This is a genomic window from Sphingobium olei (assembly GCF_042678845.1).
In the GTDB taxonomy this organism is placed as follows: domain Bacteria; phylum Pseudomonadota; class Alphaproteobacteria; order Sphingomonadales; family Sphingomonadaceae; genus Sphingobium; species Sphingobium olei.
The window spans coordinates 37,348-59,994 of record NZ_JBHTLS010000124.1 but is presented as its reverse complement, the minus strand read 5'-3'; the positions used below and the strand labels follow the sequence as shown (position 1 = coordinate 59,994).

The 22,647-nt window shown below is 67.3% G+C and carries 21 protein-coding genes; 10 read left to right on the top strand and 11 right to left on the bottom strand.

Annotated elements, in window-relative coordinates; all coding sequences use genetic code 11:
* Positions 1-29 precede the first annotated feature (29 nt).
* From ACFQ24_RS11180 to dpdD, 4 genes are read left to right on the top strand one after another with little or no spacing between them, the layout of a single operon-like run.
* Complete coding sequence (locus ACFQ24_RS11180; RefSeq protein WP_380911215.1) at positions 30-713, top strand: hypothetical protein; 684 nt, start codon at positions 30-32, stop codon at positions 711-713.
* On the top strand, positions 700-5,253 hold the full coding sequence (gene dpdJ / locus ACFQ24_RS11175) for a protein DpdJ (protein WP_176484542.1): 4,554 nt from the start codon (positions 700-702) through the stop codon (positions 5,251-5,253). The genes ACFQ24_RS11180 and dpdJ overlap by 14 nt, the downstream gene beginning before the upstream one ends.
* Positions 5,250-5,789 carry a phospholipase D-like domain-containing protein DpdK gene (dpdK, locus tag ACFQ24_RS11170; RefSeq protein WP_096341766.1) on the top strand — a complete coding sequence of 180 codons (540 nt, stop codon included), beginning with the start codon at positions 5,250-5,252 and terminating at the stop codon, positions 5,787-5,789. The genes dpdJ and dpdK overlap by 4 nt, the downstream gene beginning before the upstream one ends.
* Positions 5,786-8,059 carry a protein DpdD gene (gene dpdD, locus ACFQ24_RS11165; protein ID WP_380911212.1) on the top strand — a complete coding sequence of 758 codons (2,274 nt, stop codon included), beginning with the start codon at positions 5,786-5,788 and terminating at the stop codon, positions 8,057-8,059. Before dpdK ends, dpdD begins: the two co-directional genes overlap by 4 nt.
* A gap of 140 nt (positions 8,060-8,199) precedes the next feature.
* Here dpdD and ACFQ24_RS11160 read toward each other — a convergent pair whose 3' ends face one another.
* Together ACFQ24_RS11160 and ACFQ24_RS11155 are read right to left on the bottom strand one after the other, a co-directional pair.
* A complete protein-coding gene (locus tag ACFQ24_RS11160) occupies positions 8,200-8,526 on the bottom strand; it encodes a helix-turn-helix domain-containing protein (RefSeq protein WP_096341764.1) in 327 nt (108 codons plus the stop codon).
* Positions 8,501-8,890, bottom strand: coding sequence for a type II toxin-antitoxin system RelE/ParE family toxin (locus ACFQ24_RS11155; protein ID WP_096341763.1), 390 nt, complete (start codon positions 8,888-8,890; stop codon positions 8,501-8,503). The genes ACFQ24_RS11160 and ACFQ24_RS11155 overlap by 26 nt, the downstream gene beginning before the upstream one ends.
* Positions 8,891-9,137: 247 nt before the next feature.
* Between ACFQ24_RS11155 and ACFQ24_RS11150 the strand changes: the two genes are divergently transcribed.
* Positions 9,138-9,335: a hypothetical protein gene (locus ACFQ24_RS11150; RefSeq protein ID WP_096341762.1), complete on the top strand. Its 198-nt coding sequence runs from the start codon at positions 9,138-9,140 to the stop codon at positions 9,333-9,335.
* A 5-nt stretch (positions 9,336-9,340) separates the two neighbouring features.
* Here the strand turns inward: ACFQ24_RS11150 and rlxS are convergent, their stop codons facing one another.
* On the bottom strand, positions 9,341-11,314 hold the full coding sequence (rlxS, locus tag ACFQ24_RS11145; protein ID WP_096341761.1) for a relaxase/mobilization nuclease RlxS: 1,974 nt from the start codon (positions 11,312-11,314) through the stop codon (positions 9,341-9,343).
* A 344-nt stretch (positions 11,315-11,658) separates the two neighbouring features.
* Positions 11,659-12,018, bottom strand: coding sequence for a hypothetical protein (locus ACFQ24_RS11140; protein ID WP_096341760.1), 360 nt, complete (start codon positions 12,016-12,018; stop codon positions 11,659-11,661).
* Between the two features lie 358 nt (positions 12,019-12,376).
* Here ACFQ24_RS11140 and ACFQ24_RS11135 point away from each other — a divergent pair, with 358 nt between their 5' ends.
* The gene (locus ACFQ24_RS11135) at positions 12,377-12,691 is read left to right on the top strand and encodes a hypothetical protein (RefSeq protein ID WP_342747279.1); all 315 of its coding nucleotides are present in this window, start codon (positions 12,377-12,379) and stop codon (positions 12,689-12,691) included.
* Positions 12,692-12,704: 13 nt separating this feature from the next.
* On the opposite strand, the gene ACFQ24_RS11130 is transcribed toward ACFQ24_RS11135, so the two are convergent.
* From ACFQ24_RS11130 to ACFQ24_RS11115, 4 genes are all read right to left on the bottom strand, one after another.
* Entirely contained in the window at positions 12,705-13,388 is a 684-nt protein-coding gene (locus ACFQ24_RS11130; RefSeq protein ID WP_096341759.1) for a lytic transglycosylase domain-containing protein, read from the bottom strand.
* On the bottom strand, positions 13,385-13,978 hold the full coding sequence (locus tag ACFQ24_RS11125) for a S26 family signal peptidase (protein ID WP_096341758.1): 594 nt from the start codon (positions 13,976-13,978) through the stop codon (positions 13,385-13,387). Before ACFQ24_RS11125 ends, ACFQ24_RS11130 begins: the two co-directional genes overlap by 4 nt.
* Positions 13,971-14,297, bottom strand: coding sequence for a helix-turn-helix transcriptional regulator (locus ACFQ24_RS11120; RefSeq protein WP_342747278.1), 327 nt, complete (start codon positions 14,295-14,297; stop codon positions 13,971-13,973). Before ACFQ24_RS11120 ends, ACFQ24_RS11125 begins: the two co-directional genes overlap by 8 nt.
* A gap of 67 nt (positions 14,298-14,364) precedes the next feature.
* Complete coding sequence (locus tag ACFQ24_RS11115) at positions 14,365-14,685, bottom strand: DUF736 domain-containing protein (protein WP_096341756.1); 321 nt, start codon at positions 14,683-14,685, stop codon at positions 14,365-14,367.
* A gap of 351 nt (positions 14,686-15,036) precedes the next feature.
* On the opposite strand from ACFQ24_RS11115, the gene ACFQ24_RS11110 reads away from it, so the two are divergent.
* Positions 15,037-15,528: a thermonuclease family protein gene (locus ACFQ24_RS11110; protein WP_380911207.1), complete on the top strand. Its 492-nt coding sequence runs from the start codon at positions 15,037-15,039 to the stop codon at positions 15,526-15,528.
* A gap of 21 nt (positions 15,529-15,549) precedes the next feature.
* Positions 15,550-16,902, top strand: coding sequence for an AlbA family DNA-binding domain-containing protein (locus ACFQ24_RS11105; RefSeq protein WP_096341755.1), 1,353 nt, complete (start codon positions 15,550-15,552; stop codon positions 16,900-16,902).
* A gap of 105 nt (positions 16,903-17,007) precedes the next feature.
* Here ACFQ24_RS11105 and ACFQ24_RS11100 read toward each other — a convergent pair whose 3' ends face one another.
* From ACFQ24_RS11100 to ACFQ24_RS11090, 3 genes are all read right to left on the bottom strand, one after another.
* Entirely contained in the window at positions 17,008-18,861 is a 1,854-nt protein-coding gene (locus ACFQ24_RS11100) for a ParB/RepB/Spo0J family partition protein (protein WP_096343054.1), read from the bottom strand.
* A gap of 86 nt (positions 18,862-18,947) precedes the next feature.
* The gene (locus ACFQ24_RS11095) at positions 18,948-19,382 is read right to left on the bottom strand and encodes a DUF2958 domain-containing protein (RefSeq protein ID WP_096341754.1); all 435 of its coding nucleotides are present in this window, start codon (positions 19,380-19,382) and stop codon (positions 18,948-18,950) included.
* The gene (locus tag ACFQ24_RS11090; RefSeq protein ID WP_096341753.1) at positions 19,379-20,371 is read right to left on the bottom strand and encodes an ArdC family protein; all 993 of its coding nucleotides are present in this window, start codon (positions 20,369-20,371) and stop codon (positions 19,379-19,381) included. Before ACFQ24_RS11090 ends, ACFQ24_RS11095 begins: the two co-directional genes overlap by 4 nt.
* A gap of 539 nt (positions 20,372-20,910) precedes the next feature.
* On the opposite strand from ACFQ24_RS11090, the gene ACFQ24_RS11085 reads away from it, so the two are divergent.
* Entirely contained in the window at positions 20,911-22,143 is a 1,233-nt protein-coding gene (locus ACFQ24_RS11085; protein WP_380911203.1) for an ABC-three component system protein, read from the top strand.
* Complete coding sequence (locus tag ACFQ24_RS11080; protein ID WP_096341751.1) at positions 22,140-22,646, top strand: three component ABC system middle component; 507 nt, start codon at positions 22,140-22,142, stop codon at positions 22,644-22,646. Before ACFQ24_RS11085 ends, ACFQ24_RS11080 begins: the two co-directional genes overlap by 4 nt.
* Position 22,647 lies beyond the last annotated feature (1 nt).

Genomic DNA, 22,647 nt, shown 5'->3' with positions numbered 1-22,647 from the left:
GCGCCAAGGCGCTTCGCGAACGGCTGGTTGTGCTCGACCGGCTTGGCGCGAATGTCGAGGAGACCGGGCTGCTCGAGGACCTGCGCTCGGACCTTGCGCTGCCCGCAGCCGAACTCAGCCGCGCCCTCGACCAGCGTGCGCTGCTGTTCGGTTCGGGCATCGAAACGCCCGAGCCGTCCTCCCTCGAGACGGCGCGCAAACGGGCCGCGGCGCTTCTCGGCCGCTTTACCGCTGAACGAAAGGCGGCCGCGCTCAAGAAGGGCACCGGTTGGGCCAATCTGCTCAAGGAGATCAAGGCGGCCTCCACGGATGTCTCCGCGTCCGTCGTGCGGGCCTGGAAGGGATATCGGCAAACCGTGTTCACCGGCGAAGCTCCGGCATTGGTGAAAGGCCGCATCGCCTTCACGCCGACGAACAATGCCGCGTTCAAGACCTATGAACAGCTCCACCAGGCGTTCCGAGCCGAATTCGACAAATTCCCTGCGGACCAGGCAGCGATCGAGCGTGTGAAGGCACTGGCCGCACGCCTGACCGAGACGGCGAAGGCGTTCGACTTCGACGTTCCGGCCGACGTGAAGCGCTTCCTCGAGGCCATCCAGAGCGGGGGAGCGAAGCTCGACCTGCTGACCGAAGCGGTCCGCGAATGGCTCAACGCGAATGATGCGTTCGACAACTACCGTATCGTGCCGCGGAGTGCAGATGGAAGCCGATGAAGCCCTGCTGCTCGCCGCGCTGGATAAGATCGAGCAACGTGAAGCCCGGCTCCTGACATGGGGTCTGGTCGACGGTCACGTCTCGGCGGGCGAGCTGTATGGCATAGTCGATGCACTGCTCGACGATCCGAGACTGGGCGCCGGGGTTTCGTTCGCGGACGCCGGTCAGGTCATCGCCGCGCTGATCGATCGTGCCCTGCTGTTCGACATCGGCGAGGAATCGGGCTCGCAATATCGGTCGCGGATGGCGGAAGGCGTGCGGCTCCTGTTCCGGCTGCGCCAGCTCTTTCCTCAGCATCGCGGCCCGATCGGCTGGCAGACCGCGCCAACCCTCGTCGCCGACTTCCGCTTCATCTGGCGGCGGCGCCGCTACCCGCGGCGCGAGATCGACGCCGCAACGGCGCTCGCCGGCATCGCGGCGGCGACGCCCGATCAGGCCGCACGGGCTGCCCTGTCGGCGCTCATCGACAGCTATGGGCCCCGGTTTGCGCTGGCAGGCTTTCAAGTCGCGGCAGCAGCGCGGATTTTGGGGAGCTTCGAGGGCTCGCAATCGACGGCCACACTGGTCAGCTCCGGCACCGGCAGCGGCAAGACCTTGGCCTTCTACCTGCCCGCGCTGTCGCGCGTCGCCTCGCACATCCAGCGCGATGCCGTCGACGACCGGTGGGTCAAGGTCCTCGCGCTCTACCCGCGAAACGAACTGCTGAAGGATCAGTTCGCCGAGGTCTATGGCCAGGCGCGCCGTCTCGACGCGTCGCTCGCGGCGCGCGGACGCAGGAAGATCCTGATCGGCACGTTCTTCGGTCCGACGCCCCGATCGGCCGAGAAAGCGCATGAGGCGCGCAGCGGCTGGCGGCAAACGTCTGCCGGTCTCGTCTGCGAGTATCTTCGCTGTCCGTCGCCGGACTGCGACGGCGACATGGCGTGGCGCGAGACGGACCGCCGCGCCCGGCGTGAGCGGCTCGAATGCCTCGAATGCTCCGCCGTCATCGAAAGCGACGAAATCATCCTCACCCGCGAGCGGCTTCAGACGGAGGCGCCCGACATCCTCTTCACCACCACCGAAATGCTCAACCAGCGTATGGGGGACGACCGTTTCCGGCATCTGTTCGGGATCGGCGAGCGGGCGCAGCGGCCGGTGGAGATGATGCTGCTGGACGAGGTTCACACCTATGCCGGCAGTTCGGGTGCGCAGGTCGCCTTCCTCTTGCGCCGCTGGCGGCGGCTGCTCTGGCGGCATGTCAGCTTTGTCGGTCTGTCCGCCACGCTCAAGGACGGCGCGCGCTTCTTCGCGCAGTTGACCGGCCTATACGAACAAGCGTCGGTCGAAATCGCCCCTTCCAATAGCGACATGATCGCGGAAGGCGCCGAGTACCTGCTCGCGCTGCGGGGCGACCCCGTGTCGCGCACCGCACTGCTGTCGACGACGATCCAGACGGGGATGCTCCTTTCCCGGCTTCTCGACGCGCCGGATGAACGCAAGAGCCGGGGCATCATCGGGGAACGTGTGTTCCTGTTCACCGACGACATCGATGTTACCAACCGCATGTATTTCGCCATGCTCGATGCCGAGGGCCGACGGAGCAGCGGCGTACCCGACTTGGCGAGCAAGCCGGATGGCGGCTTGGCCTCGCTGCGCCGTCCGCTGCCGGTCCAGCATCGCAAGCTGCATGGGCAGGATTGGGAGGCCGTGGTCGAGATCGGCCACAGTCTCCAACCGCAGGACCGCAAGTCGGTTGGGCGGGTGATGTCGTTGGACCCTGGGGTCGGGAATAATCTCGACATCATCGTCGCGACCGCCTCGCTCGAGGTAGGGTTCAACGATCCCCGGGTGGGTGCGGTCATCCAGCACAAGGCACCGCGCGATGTCGCGCAGTTCCTGCAGCGTAAGGGCCGCGCCGGCCGATCGCGCCGGATGCGACCATGGACGGTTGCGGTGCTGTCCGACTATGGCCGGGACCGTCTCGCCTATCAGGGCTATGACCTGCTGTTCGACCCCGAGTTGCCGGTGCGTACGCTGCCGATCGCCAATCGTTATGTGATGCGCATCCAGGCGGTCTATGCGACGCTCGACTATCTCAGCCAGATGCTGGGCTCTTCGCGCCAGGGGAGCGTGTGGCTGGACCTGTCGAGCAGTACCGACAACAATTATCAGCGGGCGCGGCAGACAGCGCTCGCCGGCCTGATCCGCCGCATCCTCACCATTCCGGCCGAACTCGACCGCTATACGTCCTATCTCGCCTTGGCGCTCAAGGTCGATGAAGGCGCGGTCACACCGTTGCTCTGGGACCACCCACGGCCGCTGATGACGCAGGTTCTGCCGACTGCGCTTCGCCGGCTCGAGAGCAACTGGCGCGCCTGGGGCCAGCCCGGCGAGGACCATCAGGTCTTCAACTCGCCTTTGCCCGAGTTCGCGCCAGCCAACCTGTTCAGCGATCTCAACCTCCCGGAGGTCGACATCGTCTTGCCGCAGCCCGGCAGCGCAACGCCCGAGCGGGTTGCCATGCCGATCGCGAAGGCGCTTCGCGAGTTCGCCCCGGGCCGGGTCTCGCGGCGATACGGCATCAGCCATGCGTTCGAGCGGCACTGGTTATGCCCGGCGCTCGACCAGAATCGCGAGCAGGCCGTGCCGCTCGAGCCGTTCGCCCGTCTTGATCCTCTCGGCGATTGGCGCATCGATGTTGCCGGTTCGGTGCGGCTGGTGCCCGTCTATCGGCCGCGGGTTCTCGAAGTTCAGCCCCCTCCGGGCACTGTCGTCGATACGTCCAACGCCCGGCTTCGCTGGCGTAGTCAGCTTGTCGCGCGCGATCAGGGCATGGCGCTCGATCCGCCGCGCGGCAGCCCCTGGACATCGCTGATCGGGGACGTGCGGTTCTACACCCACGAGGGACTGAGCCCGATCGAGGTCCGCCGGATGGCGCTTGGGAGCGACGCGGGCATTCGCTTCCGCGACGGCGGATCGCTCACCAAGGAGTTCCGCTTCGAGGTGGGGGGAGAGGCAGCCGCGCTCGGGTTCGGTCTCGCGGTCGACGCGATGTGCCTCCGTCTGCGGTTCCCCGATGCCTTGTGGTCCAACCTCGGACCGGACTCGGACCCGCGCTATCGGGCGATGCGCACCGCGCGATTCCACCATCAGGCATTGCACGGGCCCCTCGGCGAACGGGTGGACAATCCATTCGCGCGCGAGTGGCTGGCGCATTTGATGCTCGCAGCCCTCAGCAACGAAGCGATGGCGCGTGGGATCTCGTTGCGGGAAGCGGCCACACGCTTGGCGGACGGGAGCGCCGAACTCACGCTCGATCAGACGCTCAACATCCTGTTTCAGTCGGCAATCGTCGATGATGCCAATGCCCAGGGCAACCAGCAGGACAAGCTGCGTCAGGATCTGGCCGGCTTCATCGCCGACGGGCAAGTGGTGGCCAGCCTGTTTGACCTGGCTGCGATCCTATGGACGCCGATCGACGCGAGCTGGGAGCCATGGCTGCGCGAGCGATATGCTTCGACCGTCGGCGCGGCTGCGCTCAGCGCCATTACCAGCCTATGTCCGCAGATCGACGGCGACAGTCTGATCCTCGATGTGACGGCGGGCCCGCGGGAAGAGGATGACGTGCTCGCCGGCGCGCCCGATAGCGAGATCTGGATCAGCGAGATGACGCCAGGCGGCAATGGGCAGATCGAAGAGGCGCAACGTCAATATGTCGAGGACCCGCGACGGTTCTTCAGCCTGATGACGGCGGCGCTGCGCGACAATGACTTCTCTCTCAGCGATTATCAACTCGGTCGCTTCCTCGCCTCGGTCGTGGAGGGCGATACCGACGATCCATTGCCGACCGCGACGCGTGCGTTCCGGCATGCCTCGGGCGCGGAGGAAAGCCATGCGAGTTTCACCGCGTTACGTCACGCGCTCGCAGAGGAAGGTTTCGTCACCTTTCACGCGTTCATCGTTGCGCTCGCCAACCGTATCCTCCGGCCCGGATCGAGCAGCGACAGCGACGCGTTCTTCCTCGATGCGGTGCGGCTGTGGGACGCCGAGGAAGCGCGGCTCGGCATCGAACTGGATGCCCGCGTGCTCGCCTATCGCTTGGCGCGCTCCGACGATATCGATGCGGCGCTTGCCCTCGCTGGCATCGATCCGCCGACGGTCAATCCGGATCAGTGGCGATTCGGCGTGGTCTACGGACTGCTGTGGCCGCGCGGCGCGCACATTCGGCAATCGGGCCTCCGGCCCTATTCGCCATTTGCCGATCTGCCGTCGCCTGATCCGCTGCTGTTGCGGACCTATCTGGCGGAGGATGCTGCGCTGATCGATCTCGAGTCTGACGGTTGGCAGGGTCTTTGCCTCGATCGTCTGGCCGACGTCGGCGCGGCGACTTTGGTCTGCCCGATGGCGGCTTCGTCGCTTTTGGCAGACGCGCTGAGCTTCCTAGCGACCAACCCGGTGCAGTCGGCCTATCTATCGGTCTTTGCCCGCGTTCAGGCGGTGCGGCGGGTGGAGAACGCCTTCCACGTCGATCTCGATGTCGCGGAGGCGGTGCAATGAGCTTCGAGACACGACGGATCTTCAAGAGCGCGGTGACCAGCCAGAATCTCATCCGCGAGCTGCTGCAGATGATGTTCCTCGGCGAGCTCCTCGCACCGGGCGGAGAGCGCGCCTGGCTGGTCAGCCCCTGGATCAGCAACGTGGTGCTATTCGACAATCGGGCGGGCGGTTTCGGTTCGATCAACCCGGAGTGGGGTAGCCGCGAGATCAGATTGGTGGACGTTCTGACCGACGTCATGGCGCGCGGTACGGCGCTCGGCATCGCGACGAGCCTGGACGGTCACAACGATCCGCTCATCGATGCGCTCGCCACGGCGGCCGACGAGGCCGGCCTCGGCGACAAATTGTGCGTCGTCCGGCGTCAGCATCTTCACATCAAGGGCGTGTTGCTCAAGCGAGGTCTGCTCACCGGGTCGATGAACCTCACCTACAACGGCCTCGAATTGAACGACGAGATGGTGGTCTACGACACGACGCCGAAGACGCTCGCCGAAGCGCGAATCAATTTCGAATCCTATGTGGGCACGGCCGCATGATCGAGGATCTGCCCGCGCGTGAGCAAGAATGGCTGGAACGCTTCTTCGCATCTCCCAACGAGCTGAGCTGGACATCGCTCGTCGACGGATCGGCGCCTACGGAACGGGCGGATCAGGTTCGGCGGTGGCTCGCGCATCTCGGCATTGGGCGGACCAACGCGCCGCTCATTCTTCCGTTCGTGCGCGGCGGGGAAGTCACCGGGTGGTATGCCACCACGCAGGGCTCCGCCGGCGGATATGAGCTCGGGGACGAGCTCAATGCATGGCTCGGGCCGACCTGGCTGAGCCGCTTCGAGCGAGTGCCGAGCGATGCAGCCGACCCGATGGCGGCGGCGCTTCGCAGCCGCTTCGGTGGAACCGTCTATCGCTTCACAGGTCCCGATGCCGCGGCGATGCGAACGATCGCTGCGCGCTTGAACGATTTTGCCGCACTGCTCGAACGAAGGCCGCGAGTGACACGCGCGCGGATCCGCCCGGTCGGCGCGATCCGTGGCGACTTCGAACGGGCGCTGCTGGCCGGCGACGAGACGCAAGCCGAGGCAATGATCGCCGAGTTGAAGCAGACAGGACGCCTCAACGAGGAGAACCTCAAATATCTCGACGTGCGGCTGAGCGCTGGTCTTGGCCTCTGGCCGCAGATTGCGCGCGATCACTGGCTCATCAAGACACTCGCGGATCTCGCACTTCCGCCGCAGATTCTCGCGGATCTGATCGAGGCACTCTACCGCACCTATGTCGACGAGGCCGAAGCGAGTGGCGATCCGGCCGCTCTGCGCGAAGCCTTCGCGGTTCACGTCGCGACACCGTATCCCAAATTGTTTGCGTCGCGTCGGGGCATTCGTGCGCCACGCGTGGTCAAGGCGTTTGCGCTGTTCGAGCAGCTGCAACCCAGTCCCGATCCGACGATCGTCGCTTCGCTCCTCGCGCTGTTACCTGCGGGTACGGACATGGCGGTGTTCGAGTCGGTGCCTGTCGCAGAGCCCACACGCGCATCTGCCACGACGTTGGACGAAGCGGACGAAGCCTTCGACGATGGGCAGATCGATCGTGCCTTCGAATTCTACATGCGGCTGCCGCCGAGCAGGAAGGCCATCAGCAGATTGGTGTCCTGCGTGGGCACGATCGGGACCGACGAAGCTCGGGATCGTCTCCTTACGTTACTGGAAGATTCCGATCCGGCGATCCTCGATTCCCTGGCGCCCGCCGTCGCGGCGAAAATCGAGAGCCTGAAGCAGTCGCAGGCCGACGATGCCGCGCCCGGACAAGCCGAACCGACGAGCGCAGCCGCGGTAAATCCCTGGTTGCGGTGGGCGGAACAGTTGCGGGCAGGCCAAAATCTCCCCGCCGCCGAGCGCGATGCGCAATCTGCTCCGACGACTTGGGACGCGTCAGAGGTCAGAGACAGCGGCCCGCTCGCGCAGCAGTTCGCCGATATAGTCGGTGGTCTCGACGGCGAGGCCGGTTTGATCTCTCGTGCTGCCGTTCCGCAGATCTTCGCGAGCTTCTTCCCCGATGACGCGAAGGTGTCACCGGCAGCCAAGCCGATCGCATCTCTGCTGTTTCTACTGATCGCGATGGACGATGCACTGTCGCGAGCGGATCTGGACCTGCTCGCCCAATTGACGAGCTTGCAGATCGAGCAAGGGCTGTCGTCGTCGGAATATGTGTCGCTGATGGGTGACCTCGAAGATGTGCAGAAGCGCATCGGGTCCTACGCCTATCTGCCATGGAGCCTCGATGTCAGTGAGGCACTCGCGATCCTGCCGAGTCCCTCGGATCAGGCGCGCGACGCCAGGCTGAGGCTGTTTCTGCAGGTGCTCGGCCAAGCGACCACCTTTGCCCACCGGCTCGTCCCCGCCGATCTCGTGCCGATCGAAACGCTGGCGAAGGATTATGGGGTCGGGCCGGAGGCGGTCAGTGCGCTGACGCGCGAGGCACAGGGGGATGACACGACATCAGCTGTGGTGACGAGCCTCAAGGACAAGACGATCGGCATCTACACGCTGGCGGAGGCCGCCGGCAGCCGGGCGAAGGCGGCGCTGGAGGAGCTATTCCCCGGCTGCAAGGTCGTCGTGAACTCGGATCTGGTGGCAACGGCGCAGCTTACCAGCCTAGCCAAGGCCGCCGACTTGTTCGTGTTCGCGTGGAAGAGCAGCAGCCACCAAGCATTCTACTGCGTGAAGGATGCGCTGGCCGGCAGGGAGCCGATCTGGGCGCCGGGCAAGGGAACGGCCAGCATCTTGCGAGCCATCTTGGACCATCTCGGGTAATCGCCGCTGCCGCTTTGCGATGATGTCAAACGACATACACGGACGAGAGAACCGGCCACTCAAGCACGCTCAACCTTGGGAGGGGGCGCGTAGCCCACCCGCTCTGGTGGTCTCTTTGACGCGCAGTAGATCCGATCGATTTACGCGATAGCCTGCAACCCCTTGTTCTTGACCAGGTTCAGCAACTTCAACGAGGGGCCATCCGGCCGCTTCTCGCCCCGCTCCCATTTGCTGACCGCATCCTTTCGGACATTGAGGTAATGGGCGAAGACCGGCTGGGAGACATTCTCGCGCTCGCGCAGCGCACGAATCTCCTCCGGCGCGAGCGGCTCGACCGGGCTGAGAAAGAGCGCGTCGAATTCGCGCATAGTGGCCTTGTCGATCAGGCCCGCGCCATGGAGCCCCGCTGCAGTCTCATGGACCGACGCGAGAATAGAGCTCTCAGCTTTCCTGCGCTTCGTCGTCATCTTCCACCTTCACAAACTCGCCCGCGGTAATGCCCTTGTCGATATCGGCATCCGACAGGGCCAGCAGCACCTCGGCGAGCTTCCTCAACGCCTTCAGCTCCTTGGCGGTGACGTTCGCCTTCTCGTTCTTGGCAAAGCCATGGGCGAAGAAGCTGTGCCCGCCGACCTTGAACAGAATGATCGTCCGAAACCCGCCTGACTTTCCTCCACCGGCCCGGGCGACCCGCTGCTTGTAGACGTGCCCGCCGAGATCGGCATCGAATTCTCCGGCCGCCACTTCGACGGCCGCCTTCGCAAGGCTGACATCCGTGAGGCCCGCCTTGCGGGCGAAGCGCGCGAACGCCTTGGTCATCAGCACCGTCATGGGCGCGTCCGGCCGTCATTGCGATTCATAGTATAGTCCTTAGAGCTATGGTATTCAAGGGGAGCGGAAGCATTATTGGGTCATTCAGGCGCGGCGCGCGCGACGCCGTCAAGCACCGCTTCTTGCGGGTCAACCAGGGCGCGGTTCGCGCGCCTTCAAGCGCAGCCGGACTTGCCATTCGTTCTTATAATGTTCTAACTCCGGTCCGACGCCCCTTGTGGCGATTCGTTCTATCCTGGAGCTCGCTATGCAGCATGACGTCTGCCTGCGCGCCGCCGCGCGTGCGATCTACGATGCCTGTTTTCCGACGGAAGAGCTGGCGCCGGTCGGTTTCGAAGAGGCCGAGCGATACGGCACCATCCACTATCGCCGTGCGGTCGAAGCCGCACAGAACGCGCGCGAGCATCTGCTGTACGACCGCGAGGCGCAGCCGAGCCTGTTTTAGGTCGGTCACGAGATCACCGGTCCGCTCCTGCCGCGGCCGATCGTCCAGCTGACGCCGTCGCCCCGAACGCGGCCGGACACCGTCTTGCCGACATGCCGGTCGAGCACGGGACGCCAGGGCACCAGCGTGAACTCACGGCTCTTCTCGATGAGCGCGTGACGCCCGCTCAGAAGCTCGACCGGGCGGCGGTAGATACCTTCGACGCGGGCGCCTTCCGGCGTCTCGCGGAAGGGCAGCCCGAGCTCGTCGGAAAGCTGCGCCGCGACACGAAGTAACTCGCGCCGCCGCAGCGCGTCGATCAGGCCCGGCGCGAAGGCGGCACCGTTCGCCTGCTCCTCGGCAAGACCCTGCGCGATCAGCCATTGTCGGCGCTGGTGCTGCGCCTCGCGCACTGCCTGCCCGAACCCGGCTTCGCGCAGCGGCTCGGGCGAGGACGTGACGAGCTCGCGATCGAGCCACGTCGCGGCATCGGCCCCGGCCAGCCGCTCGAGCGGCTCGGCGGACAGCGTCTCGACGTGGACCGGGGCTTCCCCGGCGCGGGCCGCCTCGTAGGCGGCGGCGCGGTCAAGATGATCGGGCGCGATGGTCCAGCTGCCGTCGCTCAAACGCTCCACCGCGCCGGACCTGCGCCGCATCGCTTCGAGCCGGCGGACATGCGTCTCGGCGAACGCCTCGGTCGCGGTCGGATCATGGCGCAGATGCGCGTCGATCGTATAGCGCCCGCCATTGGCGGCGGCGACCGCGGCGATGGTCCGATCGACCTCCCGGACCGCCGGGCGCTCTGGGGCGATCCGGACGATCGCACCGGCCGGCAGCGGCGCCAGCGCCTCGCCCTTGCCGATGTCGACATAATGGGCGCGGCCGTCGGTCGCCTCGACCAGCAGGTAGTGGCGATCCTTGTGCTCGTCCGACAGGCCGCGCTCGAGGACGCGGCCGATGATCGGCCGCGCGTCTCGGGCGGCGGGCTCGAAGATCGCGAGATCGGCCGCGGCCGGCGCGATGCCGCGCGCGGTATAGGCGCGCTGCAGGGTGCGAATGATGTCGCCGCGCTCGCCCATTCGGCGCAGCGTATCCTCGATGCCCTCGGCGAGACGCCAGCGTCCCTCGGGCAGGCGTTCCGCCAGCCCCAGCCGGGCCAGCGTTCCCAGGCGGCCCACCTGCAGGCTCTGCTGGAACGGCTCGCGCGCCGATGCGGCGACGACACGGTCGGCGTCCATCGCGCCGATCAGCCGGCGGTCGATGCTGGTCAGCCGTTCCTGGTCGATCTCGGCGCGCAGCCGCGCCTCGATGTCGCGGTCGCTGCGCGGGCCAAGGTCGAGGTCGACGAGTTCGGCCGCGCGCTCGCGGATGCCGCGGGTCAGATAGTCGGGCGCGATAACGAGATCGCGGCCGCGCTCGTCCTTCCCGCGCACGATGACATGGGTGTGCGGATGGCCGGTGTTGAAGTGATCGACCGCCACCCAGTCGAGCGTCGTGCCGAGGTCCTGTTCGAGCCGCGCCATCAGCCGTCGGGCCAGGTCCTTGAGGTCGGCATATTGATCGCCGTCCTCGGGCGAGACGATGAAGCGGAACTGATGGCGGTCGTCGGCCTGTCGATCGAGCCAGTTCTTGCCGTCGACGGTGTCCGCGTCGCGACCATAGAGTTCGCCCGGCCGGCCGTCGCGGGTCACGCCGTCGCGCTGGACATAGCGCAGGTGCGCGCGGGCGCCGGCGAAGCCCTTGCCGGCGAGCTTCGCCAGCCGCGCTTTGACGATGACGCGGCGCTGGCGAAAAGCGGCGTACCGGTCGCGCCGGGCGAGCAGCCGTCCGACGCCGGCGCCGCGGCCGATCCGGGTGGCCGAATAGGAGCCGCTTCGGCCCGGGCCACCGCGCGCGAGGTTGGTCGCCGCGAGCACGCGCGAAAGATAGGTCCGGCCGCGCTTGCCGCCGCGGCTGCGAATGCGGCCGAGCCGCGGCTCGAAGTCGTCTTCTGTCGCCATGGGTCGATCCCGCTTGGCGCCCCGCGGCAATCATGCCTTGCGCGCAGCCCGGTGAAAACCGGTGCCGCTGGAACTGGCGGATTTCTGCGGTTTCCCGCGCCGACGGCACTGCCCGCCAGGCGGCAGTGCCGCTCATTCTTCCGAAAAACGATGTGCAGACAGACACTTACGGCACCAGGGGTGCCGGTGCTTTATCTTGCCTTACGCGGCTCCCCGCCTGAATCCCTTCTTCCGCCCGTTTTGGCCATCCCGACGCCCGCTGATGTCGCCCGAGCCGAGGCAAAAAGAAGCCGGGACGCGGATGCCTGTCCGGCACCCTTGTCCCGGGGTTTCGATGCAGCCGATCAATGCGTCACCGCGAAGGCTTCGCGTGCCGCCCGTTCGCTCCGGAAATGGCGCCGCCCCATCAATCCGTGCGCGTTTCCATCGCCATCGACGATGCTCACCGCGACGAACCAGCGGCCATCCAGGCGCCCCATGATCGCCACCCGATCGAGCTCGAAATCCTCCTCATCGGCGCTCTCATAGGTCCCGAGCCAGCGCTCCGACCGCCTCGCATCCCACAGGAAATCGCTTTCCTCCGCCTCGAGAAACCGCTGCGCAAGCGCCTCGCCCGCACCGTGTCCGAACTCGATCTCGAGTCCAGCCACGAGTGTTGCCAACACGCGGTCCGATGCCACGCCGATGGGTTGAAACATGGTCATGTTCGCCTCCTTCGCTTGAAGTCCTCCTCATCGAGGACAGACCTCGCGCGACGGGCGGCGGAGCGGCCGTCAGGGCCGCGGAGGCGCAGCCGGAGCGCCGCGCCAGCGGCGGCGGAGGAACCGATTTTGTTGCGCCGAGACGAACAAAAGCGCGTGCGAAGCACGCTCCAATTCGCAGCAAAATTGGAGGGGCCGCCGGCCTTGCACAGCCGCTCCGCCGTCCGTCATGCTGGGCCTTGCCGAGACGAGCCCTCCCACCTCACCGCAGTCGAGCCGCCGGTGAATGCGTGCGCCGCCGCTTCCATCCGTCCGATCTGACGGTGACTTCGCTTTTGAAATATCATGGAATTTAGGTAGAATGCAGATCGTCATCAGCCAGAGTTTCACGGTCATGAAACAGGGCAGGTCCGTCGCCATCATAGTCGTCGCGCTCGCCATCGGCTTTGCGGCTGGCTTCATGGTGCGCCCCGTCATCGGACCGGCTGCGGGGGACGTCGCGGCTCCACGCGCCACCCAATATTTCGCCGCCAATCTCGATCAGGCGCGCGAAACCGTCGCAGGTTGCCGCGAGGGCACGGTGCGCGGCGACGAATGCGCGCATGCCGAAGAGGCGATCATTGCCGCGGAAGGCCGAAGCCGCACGAAGGCATTCCTGGGAACGCGGCCGCACTGAGCCGCCCGATCGTCTATCGATCGGGCCGATCGGACGACAGCGACACGAACAGGCTGCCGGAAGCTTGGGTACCCGCGCGCGACGGCGATGGTTCCACGGGCCCGCCGCCGCTCCGAAGCGCCACGAACAAGGCCGGCGGCGGCCGCTGGGGAAGTGACGGCAGCGGCCCGGAAGGCGTGCCCGTCACTGTTCCTGTCACCATGGCGAGATAGGCGCGCGTCTCGCTCGGTAGTGGGCGGCCCGAGGCGAGATAGGCGGCATAGCGGCCGGGACCGGCATTGTAGGCGCCGAACAGGCCCGGATAGCCGAAGCGCTCGTACATGAGCCGCAGATAGAACGTGCCGGCGAGGATGTTGTCGCGCGGGTCGTGGGGGTCGGCGCCGAGTCCCAGCCGGGCGCGCAGCTCGGCCCAGGTTCCGGGCATGATCTGCATGAGTCCCATGGCGCCCGCGCGGCTGGTGATCGGGCGTCCGGCCAAGTGCGTGCGGCCGCCGCTTTCGGCGCGCATCACCCGCTCGATCCAGTCGAGCGGCACGCCGAAGCGCTGCGAGGCTTCGCGCGAATAGGGGCGCCAGCGGGCCACTGCGTCGCCCGGAATCCCGCGCTCGGCAGTGTCGTCGGCCTGCGGCGCGGCGGCCGAGGGGATGCCGAGCAGCAGGACGGCGCCTGCCCAGAGCGCTGCGGGGGGGCGGATCATGCGCCGGTCTCCGCGGTGTGCCAGGTCCAGAGTGGATGCGCTGTCCCGACCACGTCCGAGGTCCGGCTTACGCCGAAATAGCGCCCGTCGAACGAGGCCGGGCTTGCCGGATTGAGGAGGAACAGTTCGCCCGCGTGCAGCGTCCGGCATCCGTCCCAGCGCGGCAGCGGGCGACCGAGGCGATCGGCGGCGAGCCGCCGGGCGACGGGTCGGCCGTCGATCAGAAGCAACGCGCCGAACCCGCAGACGCGCATGTCCACGACCGCTGCGACATGCTTGATCGCGGGCACGTTGCGCGGGAGGTAGCGCCGCTCCGCGGCGAGCCTGCGAGCGGATTCGGGTAGCCACGCCACGACCAGTTCGCCCGGCGCCGAAGTGGCCGTCGCACCGATCCAATAGAGGCCGATCGGCGCGCTCGCGCTCGCGTTCCAGAGCAGGCGCGGCCGCGGCGGAAAGGCGATGGTGAGGCCGAGCGCGGCGACGCCGAGCGCAAGCCAGAGGCCGCGGCGGCGAAGCATCCGGCGGCGGCGCCGGTCGCGCCGCAGCGTCTCACCGAAGGCGAACAGCGGCAGGTCACGGGCATCAGCCATGGTCGCCTCCGCGCGCGTTCGCGGCCGACCAGGCCTCGATATCGTCGATATGGTAGCGCCAGGTCCGCCCGTGGCGGCGGCAGCGCGGACCTTTGCCGGCGAGCCGCATCGCCTTCAGCGTCGAACGGGCGATGCCGAGATGGAAGGCGGTCTGCTTGGCGGTGAGGAACGGGCAGGATTCGCGCGCGGCCTTGGCCCGCGCGGCGGCGTCATCGTCCATGATGTTCGGGTCCGGTGCTGGGGTCGTGCGGCCCATTGCCGCGGTGGCCCCAAGCTGGCCCAAGCGCGCCGCCGCCGGCAGGGTCGAAAATCGATGCATGCATTTTCGACCCCCCCATTTCTGGGGACTTGCGCTCCCGCGCCATGGGCACGGGAGCGCTGCCGACTCAGTCGGCCGGGTTCCAGATGATGGCGAAGGCGTCATCATCGTCCTGGCCGGCGGCGCGGCCGAGATTGGCGTAGAGCCGGCGCGGCCCGAACTCGGGGGCGGCGAGGCTCAGCGAGACATAGTCCTTGCCGGACATCTCGCCGCGCCGGACCCAGCCCGCCCCGACCTCGACGCCGCCCGCCGAAACGCGATAGTCGGGCTGCGTGTCGCTGCTCTTCGAGCGGTTGGGCAGGATCTCGATCTCGGTGCGGATCGAGAGCGTCTTGAGCTGGCCCTTGAAGCCCTCTCCGTCGCGGGTGACATGACCGATTGCGGGCATTGATCGTCTCCTTGGTTGCTCGCCCGAACCGTTTCCGGGCGATGGGCGGACCGGAGGAACGGGCCCGAGCCGGACGCGCGAACCCGCGAGGGCCGCAGCGTCAGCGGAGGACCGGAGCGCCAGCGCTTATTTGGAGCGGAGCGGCCGCGAGGAGCCGGCGAAGCCGGCGGGGAAATAAGCGTGCCGCGCGATGGTTTGGCGGGTCCGGCGCCCGTTCCAGGTCATACGCCCACGGAGCCGGAGACGGTGGCGCGGGCAGCCAGGACGATCCTGTTCGCATGGGCATTGGCATGCTCGATGAAGGGCAACGAGGTCCCGGGACGGGCGCGCCGGGGCCGCCACGAAGCGTACTTGTCCCGCCGCCCGATGGGCGATAGCGGCCCGGTCATGGATGTGGATCGGCATGCGCGCGAGCGGGCGGAAGGGAATGGCGCGGCCGGCGCGAGGCCGATCGCAGCCCCGATGATCGCGCTTTCGGCGGTGCTCCTGCTTGGCGCGGCTGCGCCTCCCCGGCAGGCGTCGGTCGCCTATGTGATCGACGGAGATACCTTCCGGCTGGCGAGCGGCGAGCGCATCCGCATCTCCGGGATCGATGCGCCCGAGACGCAGCCCGGCCAGGCGAAATGCGGGCGCGAGATCGCGGCCGGAAAGGCGGCGACGGCGACCGCGCGCGGGCTGCTGCAGGGCCGCACCGCGCGGCTCGGGCGGGTCGGGCGGAGCTACAATCGCACCGTCGCGCGCGTAACTTTGGACGGCCGCGATGTCGCCGGCGAGCTTGTCCGGCTGGGCGCGGCGCGCTGGTGGCCGCGAGGCCAGCGCAAGCCCGACTGGTGCCACGGCTAGCCAGCCGATAGAATGATTTCGATGCCGATACAGCTATCACCGGAGCGCCTCGCAGACCTTCTCATCGACCCACGGGAGAGCCTTGATCTCGAGATCAAGAACTGGCTCGACCTCAGGAACGACAACGATGCCAAGGCTATTTTCGCAAAGGCGGCGCTCGCCCTCGCGAACCACGGCGGCGGCTTCATTCTTCTCGGGCTCACGGAAACCGAGAGCGGGTGCGTCGAGGCGGAGGGGCGGCCCGCGTCGCTGGACGGCTACACGCAGGATGTGATCAACGGGATCGTCCAGAACTATTCCGACCCGGCCTTTCATTGCGCAGTCCATATCGTCGCGCGTGGGGATGACCGGCTCTTTCCGGTCGTCGTGGTGCCGGGCGATCATCGTTCGCCGGTGCGGGCGAAGCGCGCCGGTCCGCACGGGAATATCGTCCAGGACAATGCGATCTATGTCCGCAAGCCCGGCCCGCGCAGCGAGGTGCCGACGAGCGGACAGGACTGGGATGCACTGTTGGCGCGGTGTCTCGCCAACCGCCGCGACGAGATGCTCGACCAGATTCGCGACCTGATCAGCGGCGCGGTTCCGGCCGCGGCGCTACCGGCCGCGCCAGCCAAACTCGACCAATGGATCGAGCAGTGTCTCGCGCGCTGGGATGCACTGGTCGCGAATCTGCCCGCCGATGCCCCCGAGCGTTGCCCGCACGGATTCCACTATTTCGCCTATGAGTTGAGCGGTGATCTCCGCGCCATTCCACCCGGCCAGTTGCCCGCACTGCTGCAGCGTAGCGTCGCCCGTCATACCGGCTGGCCGCCTTTCTGGTTTCCGACGCGTCGCGGCATCGAGCCCTATCCGATCGACGGGGTGGTCGAATGCTGGCTCGGCGGGGACACCGAGCCGGGCACGTTCGGCCAGCGTGACGCCGCGCATTCGGACTTCTGGAGGATTTCGCCGGAAGGCTATGCGTTCCTGCTGCGCGGGTATCAGGAGGATGGATTGGAACAGCGGCCGCCCGCGACGCTGTTCGACGTCACCCTGCCGGTCTGGCGGGCGGGCGAAGTGCTGCTACACGCCGAAAAGCTCGCGGCGAACCTCATCGACGGGCCGGCGACGGTGTCGTTTGCCGTCCATTATCGCGGGCTGGCAGGCCGCTCGCTGACCAGCGTGACCGGCGACCGACTCCTGTTCGACGGACATGTCGCGCGGCAGGACGCCATTACGATGAGGACGACGGTCGAAGCGGCATCCGTTGCGCCCAACCTGCCGGAAATCATCCATCCGTTGCTGGCTCCGCTCTATGGGCTGTTCGACTTTTTCGATCTGCCGATGGTGCTGGTGAACGAGGAACTCGGCAAGATGCGCAAGGGCAACTTCTAGGAAAACACCGCGCGCCGACGCCGGGACGGCGGAGGCGCGCGGCCGGATTCCGGGGCTGTCGGCAGGGAAAAGGCGGGGCGGCGAACCGCCCCGCCCTTGCAGGGCTCAGGCCGCGAGCGGGACCGGCTCGGCCGCCTCCGACGCGGGTGCCGGATCGTGGTCCGGCCGGGCGACTGCGGCAGGCGCTGCGGGTGGCTCGGGCGGCGTGGCGGACACGCGCGCCGCCTCGGCGAGTGCATGCGCGCGCACCGTGCCGACGCCGCCGCGCGCCGTATAGGCGGCGGGCGGGAACGCCATCCACTTGGGGACCCAGCGCTCGCGCTTTTCGCGTCCGTTGGCGCCGTCGAGATGATCGGCGACGATGCGCTTGAGCGTCTTGCCCTTCTCGCGCGCATTGGCGGCGGCGACGGCTTCGCCCGCGACATCGGCGACCAGCGCGGCCAGCACCTCGCGGTCTCGGACCAGTTCGAAGAAGGCGGGATCGGCTTGCCACCAGTCAGCCATGTCGAGGTCGATATGGAGCCCGACCGCCTCGACCGCCGCGCTTCCCGCCGCGAGGCTTTCGCCCATGATCACCGCGATCACGTCCATGACCGCCGCGTCGGGCAGGTCGAGCAGCCGCCAGAACAGCGCCGCGAGCGGGTCGCCGTCCGCGCCTTCCACGCTGCCCTCGACCACGGTCGGTTCGTCGGGCGAGAAGCCGAGCAGGCCGAGCACCGCGCGGCGACGTTCGTCGAACACCGTCTCGCCCTGCGCGGTCTCGACGCTTTCACGGGTCTCGTCGTTGCGCGCCGATTGCGGCTCCGCACGCACGCTCCACAGGTGCGAGCCCGCGATGGCGTGCGCGACCATCAGCCGGAGCGCCACGCCCGGATGGGCGAGCAGCGCCGCGCGCGCGGCGGCGTGGCGATGAAGGTCGATATAGACCTGCATCGGGCCGCTGACCTCGGGCCGGGACGGCTTGGGCTGTGCCGCCGCATCGCCGTCCGAAGCCGTCGCGCGGCGGGCTTCCCTGCGCGAGAGATAGCCTTCGTGGAACACGACCTCGCCGCTGGCGCGCACGTCGATATAGACGCGCCCGCCCTTGCGCTTGGCCGCCTTCTCATATTCCCAGCTATGGAAATGCTCAGACACCGGCACGATCACCGCATCGGCCCATCCCGCGTCCAGATATTCGGCGCGGCGCGCCTCGACCGCCGCATCCTGCGCCGTCCAGAAGGCGTCCGTATCGGCGAAATAGCTGTCCTCGCCGAACAGGTCGGCGATGGTGACAAGCCCGCTCGCCGCGAGGTCGAAAAGCGCATGGCGCACGGCGATCGACTGCCCTCCGAACAGCCACGCCTTCAATTGATGGCCGGTCGGCAGATAGGCGTCTGGATCGTCGGCGAGCGCCAGCCATGCGCGCTGCTGGCTCTTGCTGGCGAGCGTCAGGTGCCGGACGGTCGTGCGGTCGATCTCCTCGCGCGCATACATCTGACGGATGCGCGGCAGGAGGTTGCCGAGCGCGAGGACGCGCTTCACCGTCAGCTCGGGAAGCCCGAAGGTCGCGGCGATGTCCTCGGGCGTGCGGCCTTCCTTCACCAGCCGGGTGAAGGTCTCCCATTGGGTGACCTCGTCGGGATCGAGCCTTGCCAGATTCTCGATCAGCGAGGCCTCGATGGCGGCGGCATCGTCGCCCGCGTCGAGGATTGCGCAGGGCACCGGCTCGGCCTGCGCCGCCTCGTCGGCGACGATCCGCGCGGCGTGGAAGCGGCGGCTTCCGGCAACGATCTCGAACGCCTCGGGCACGTGCCCCTCGGCGTCCTCGGGGCCGGGTTGCGGGCGCACGATCAGCGGCACGAGGATGCCGCGCGCGCGGACGGTGGGCAGGATGTCGGACACGTCGGGCGGGCGCTTGGCGTAGCGCATATTGGCCTTGCTGACGGCCAGCTTGTCGAGTGGGATAAAATCGAGTTTCATGGTCAGCACTCCTTGTGAGTGCCGGTCCGTCGCTCTTTGCGGGGATGGCGGACCGGCTTTGGATAAGCGGCGGAACGCGCCGCGCGTCATCCGCCTTTCCCTTGGCTGGGATCGGTCGGAATCTCGGGGACCGGCGCGGACTCGATGCGCCAGATGATGGCTTGGGCCTGGAGGATCGAACCGACGCGGCGCGCGGTGTCGGCCCAGACCGACAGGCGCACGGTCGTCGAAAAGCCGATGTCGCGCTCGATGCCGAGCCCGAAGGGCAGGCGCAGCGAGGCGATCTCGGACAGGCTGAAATAACCGAGTTCCGGGCATCCGAACCCGAGATCGGCCAAGCCGAACAGCGTGTCGTCGTCCTCGTCGAGTTCGGTCGCGAGCCATGTCGCCGCGCCCAGCGGGTTGAACAGCTTGACCACCGGAACCGGGTCGGGCTCGGGCTGGCCGCGCTGCGCGGCGGCGCGGCGGGTGATGTCGTTGGCGCGCAGCGCGAAGCGCAGGTCGGGGGTGAGGAGGATCATGCCGCCAGCCTCCCTTCCTGTGCCTCGCGGTGCCGGGTGAGCAGCCAGTCGGCCGCCTTGCTGGCTTGGCCTGCGGCGCGGAAGATCGCGCGATTGTCCTCGCGCAGCACGTCGAGCCAGCCCGCCAGATAGTCGGCGTGGCGGACGGTCGGCACGATGCCGAGGCTCGCGCACAGGAAGGCCGCGCCCATCTCGGCGACCAGTTCCTCGCGGGCATAGTCCTTGCTGCCGAATGCGCCGGTCTGGTTCCGGCCGAGCCGCGAGCGATGGCCGGTCGCATGGGTCAGCTCGTGCAGGCAGGTGCGGTAGTAATTGACCTGCTCGAAAAAGGCGGGCTGCGGCGGGACCTGCACATAGTCGGCGCCCGGCACGTAGAAGGCGCGGCTCCCGCCGATGCGGAAATCGACGCCGCTTGCCGCGATCACTTCCTCGGCGACGGGCACGATCTCGCGTTCGGGGAGCGGCACCGGCTCGGGCGCGAGGCCGGGGCGAAGCCCCTCGCACTGCGCCACGTTGAACACGGTGAAACGCTTGAGGAAGGGGATGGCCTTGGCGTCCTCGCCGCTTTCCCGCGCGCGCTCCTTCTCGGCTTCGGGGGTGAAACGGTCGGCATAGACGACGGTGGTCCCGCGCTCGCCCTTGCGGACGCTGCCGCCCGCCTCCAGCGCCTGTTTAAAGGTCAGCCAGCCTTGGCTGGGATAGCCGCGCTCGATCACCGCGCCCCACAGGATCAGCACGTTGACCCCCGAATAATGGCGGCCGGTGAGCGCGTTGCGTGGCAGGCCGGGCGCAAGGCCCGCCGCCTCGGGGCGGCCCCAAGGCTGGACCCAAGGGAAGCGCCCCGCCTCAAGCTCGGCGATGATCCGGCGGGTGACTTCATCGTAGAGGCTGGCGCGGGGTTCGGCCTGCGGATTGGTCTGCTGCTTGAGCTGCCGTTCGGTGCCGGGCTGCGGCTTGCGCCGGGCGCGACGGGTGGGGGTTGCTGGCATTGTCCTCGCCTCCTTTCCCGCCCCAAAACCGCATGGCCTCCCCGGAAAGCGGGGGTGGGCGGCGAGAGGCGACCGGCAAGGCGCGGGCCCGAGCGGCGGCGGCACCCGAAGGGCCGCAATGGCAATGAAGGAGCCGGCCGCACGGCCGGCTTGCCGCCGCCGCGTCCGCGCCTAGGAGGGAGCGCCGCCCACTCCCGCGCATCCGGGAGAGGCCACCGACAGCGCCGCCGCGCGGCAGCGCGGCGACCGCTTCAAGCGCCAGCGATCGTCACCGCCAGGCCGAGACCCGTCTTCCGGGGCTCGGCGGCGAAGGGCGCATGCCCGAGCCGTAGAGCGCGGTCGCGCGCATAGCGCGCGAGGCGCGGCTCCTCCCCGATGACCAGACTATGATCCTGTGCGTACCGCCGAGATCAACTGCAAGAGCGATCAGTTTCTTAACGTATCAGCAGCGCGGCACGGAAGAGTAAGGACAGCCGTCCGCCACGAGTTGGAGTGTTGATACTTTACAACATTTTCTAAGAGACATAGCGTCCAGCTCATTGGGCTGGGGCAACGCCCAATCACGAAACGGGGTGAGCACTATCGCTTCGAACTACAACGCAACCGGGTCAATGCTCGGGTATCTGTACCAGTGCCGTGAGGCGCTGCTACTGGCCATCCTGGAAACAAAATCCCAACCAGGCCTTTCGGTTTCGATCGAGCGTTTCGACGATGTCGCCTTCGAGCAGCACGGCACGGCGACCGAGCAGCTTCAGCTTAAGCATCATGTAAATCCTTCGAGCCTGACCGACATGAGCGTCGACCTGTGGAAGACGCTAAGGATCTGGAGCGAACAGGTCGCCGCGGATCCGCAAGCGCCGTTCGAACGGCGGTTCACCATCATCACCACCGCCCAGGCGCCAGGCGGCTCGGCCGCCGAATTGCTCAGAGCAACGCGGCCTTCCGCAGACGCAGAGAAGACCGCGCTCCGTCTTCTCAAGGCAGCCGCCGTAGCTTCAACCAATCAGGATTCCGCCGCCGGCCGCAAGGCCTTTCTTGCGTTGTCCGAGCAAGATCAGGGCAATCTGCTTTCGGCGATGCGGATCCACGATAACGCGCCCAGCATCACTAATGCGCGAAGCGAGATCGAGGAGCAGCTCTACTTCTCGGCGCCGGACGGGAAGGTCTCGGACCTAGTCGACCATCTCGAGGGATGGTGGTTCGCGCAAGTCGTCACATCGCTTGCCGAGCCGGACACGCTCGCAATATCGCTCCTTGCGTTGCGCGCAAAGATCGATGAGATCGGCCGGGCCTTTCGCAACAATGAACTATTGATCAACCCGGAAACGCTGGCGGTCTCCGCCGACGCCTTGCCCGACTCCGATGACCGAATATTCGTCCGGCAGATGCGCTGTGTCGATGTGGCGGAGGAGTCTATCGAGCTCGCGAAGCTCGACTTTTATCGGGCAACAGCGCAACGCTCGAGCTGGGCGCGGGAGAATGCACTGCTCGACGGCGAGGCGGCCCGTTACGATGCCGATCTGGTCGAGCGGTGGAAGCGGGAGCGCCTTGCCCGCGAAAGCAGCGGCGCGCCTTCGACAGAAGACGAGAAGAAACTGTTCGGTCGCGACCTGTTCCACTGGGCCAACCGCGCGCAGGCACCGTTCCGCAACCGCCATGAACAATGGCTATGCACGGGATCCTATCAGATCCTTGCCGACGGCGTGACGGTCGGTTGGCATCCCGATCACGGTACAATGTTCGGCACCCCTGCCAAGGGCGAGGCCGCATGAGCCTTCTGGTCTGGGACAAACGCCCGCGCGAAGAGGCGCATCTGTTCAACCCCGCCTTCTGCGCTACGGCGCTGCATGAGTTCGTAAAGGAGTATCAGAAGGCGAAGGGAGCGGCCGCCCCTTATGCCCTGCTGTTCTGTGTTCTTGCGATCGCGGTCCACGGCAAGACTCGGCGCGCCTTGCCGGGCTCAACGCTCACGTCGCTCTATTCGTGGCGCGAGCGCAATCCCGAGGTCCTGGTCGGCTTTGCGGAACGCGCGCGCTCGCTGCGGCCGGTCGTGCAGGAAGCGCTGCGCTTCGCGATCGATCGTAGCGCAATGGCCTTTGCCGATGATGGCGGGGTTACGCTCGGCGCCAAGCCACTGGTAGTCGCGAAGAAATTTGAGGACGCTCTCACCGAGGACGCTCGCGAGTGCATCGCGGCAGCGCGCCTGCTTGGTCGCTGGCTTGCGAAGGCCGGTACGGCATCGACGATCATGGCTGCCTGGGGGATCAAACCGTGAG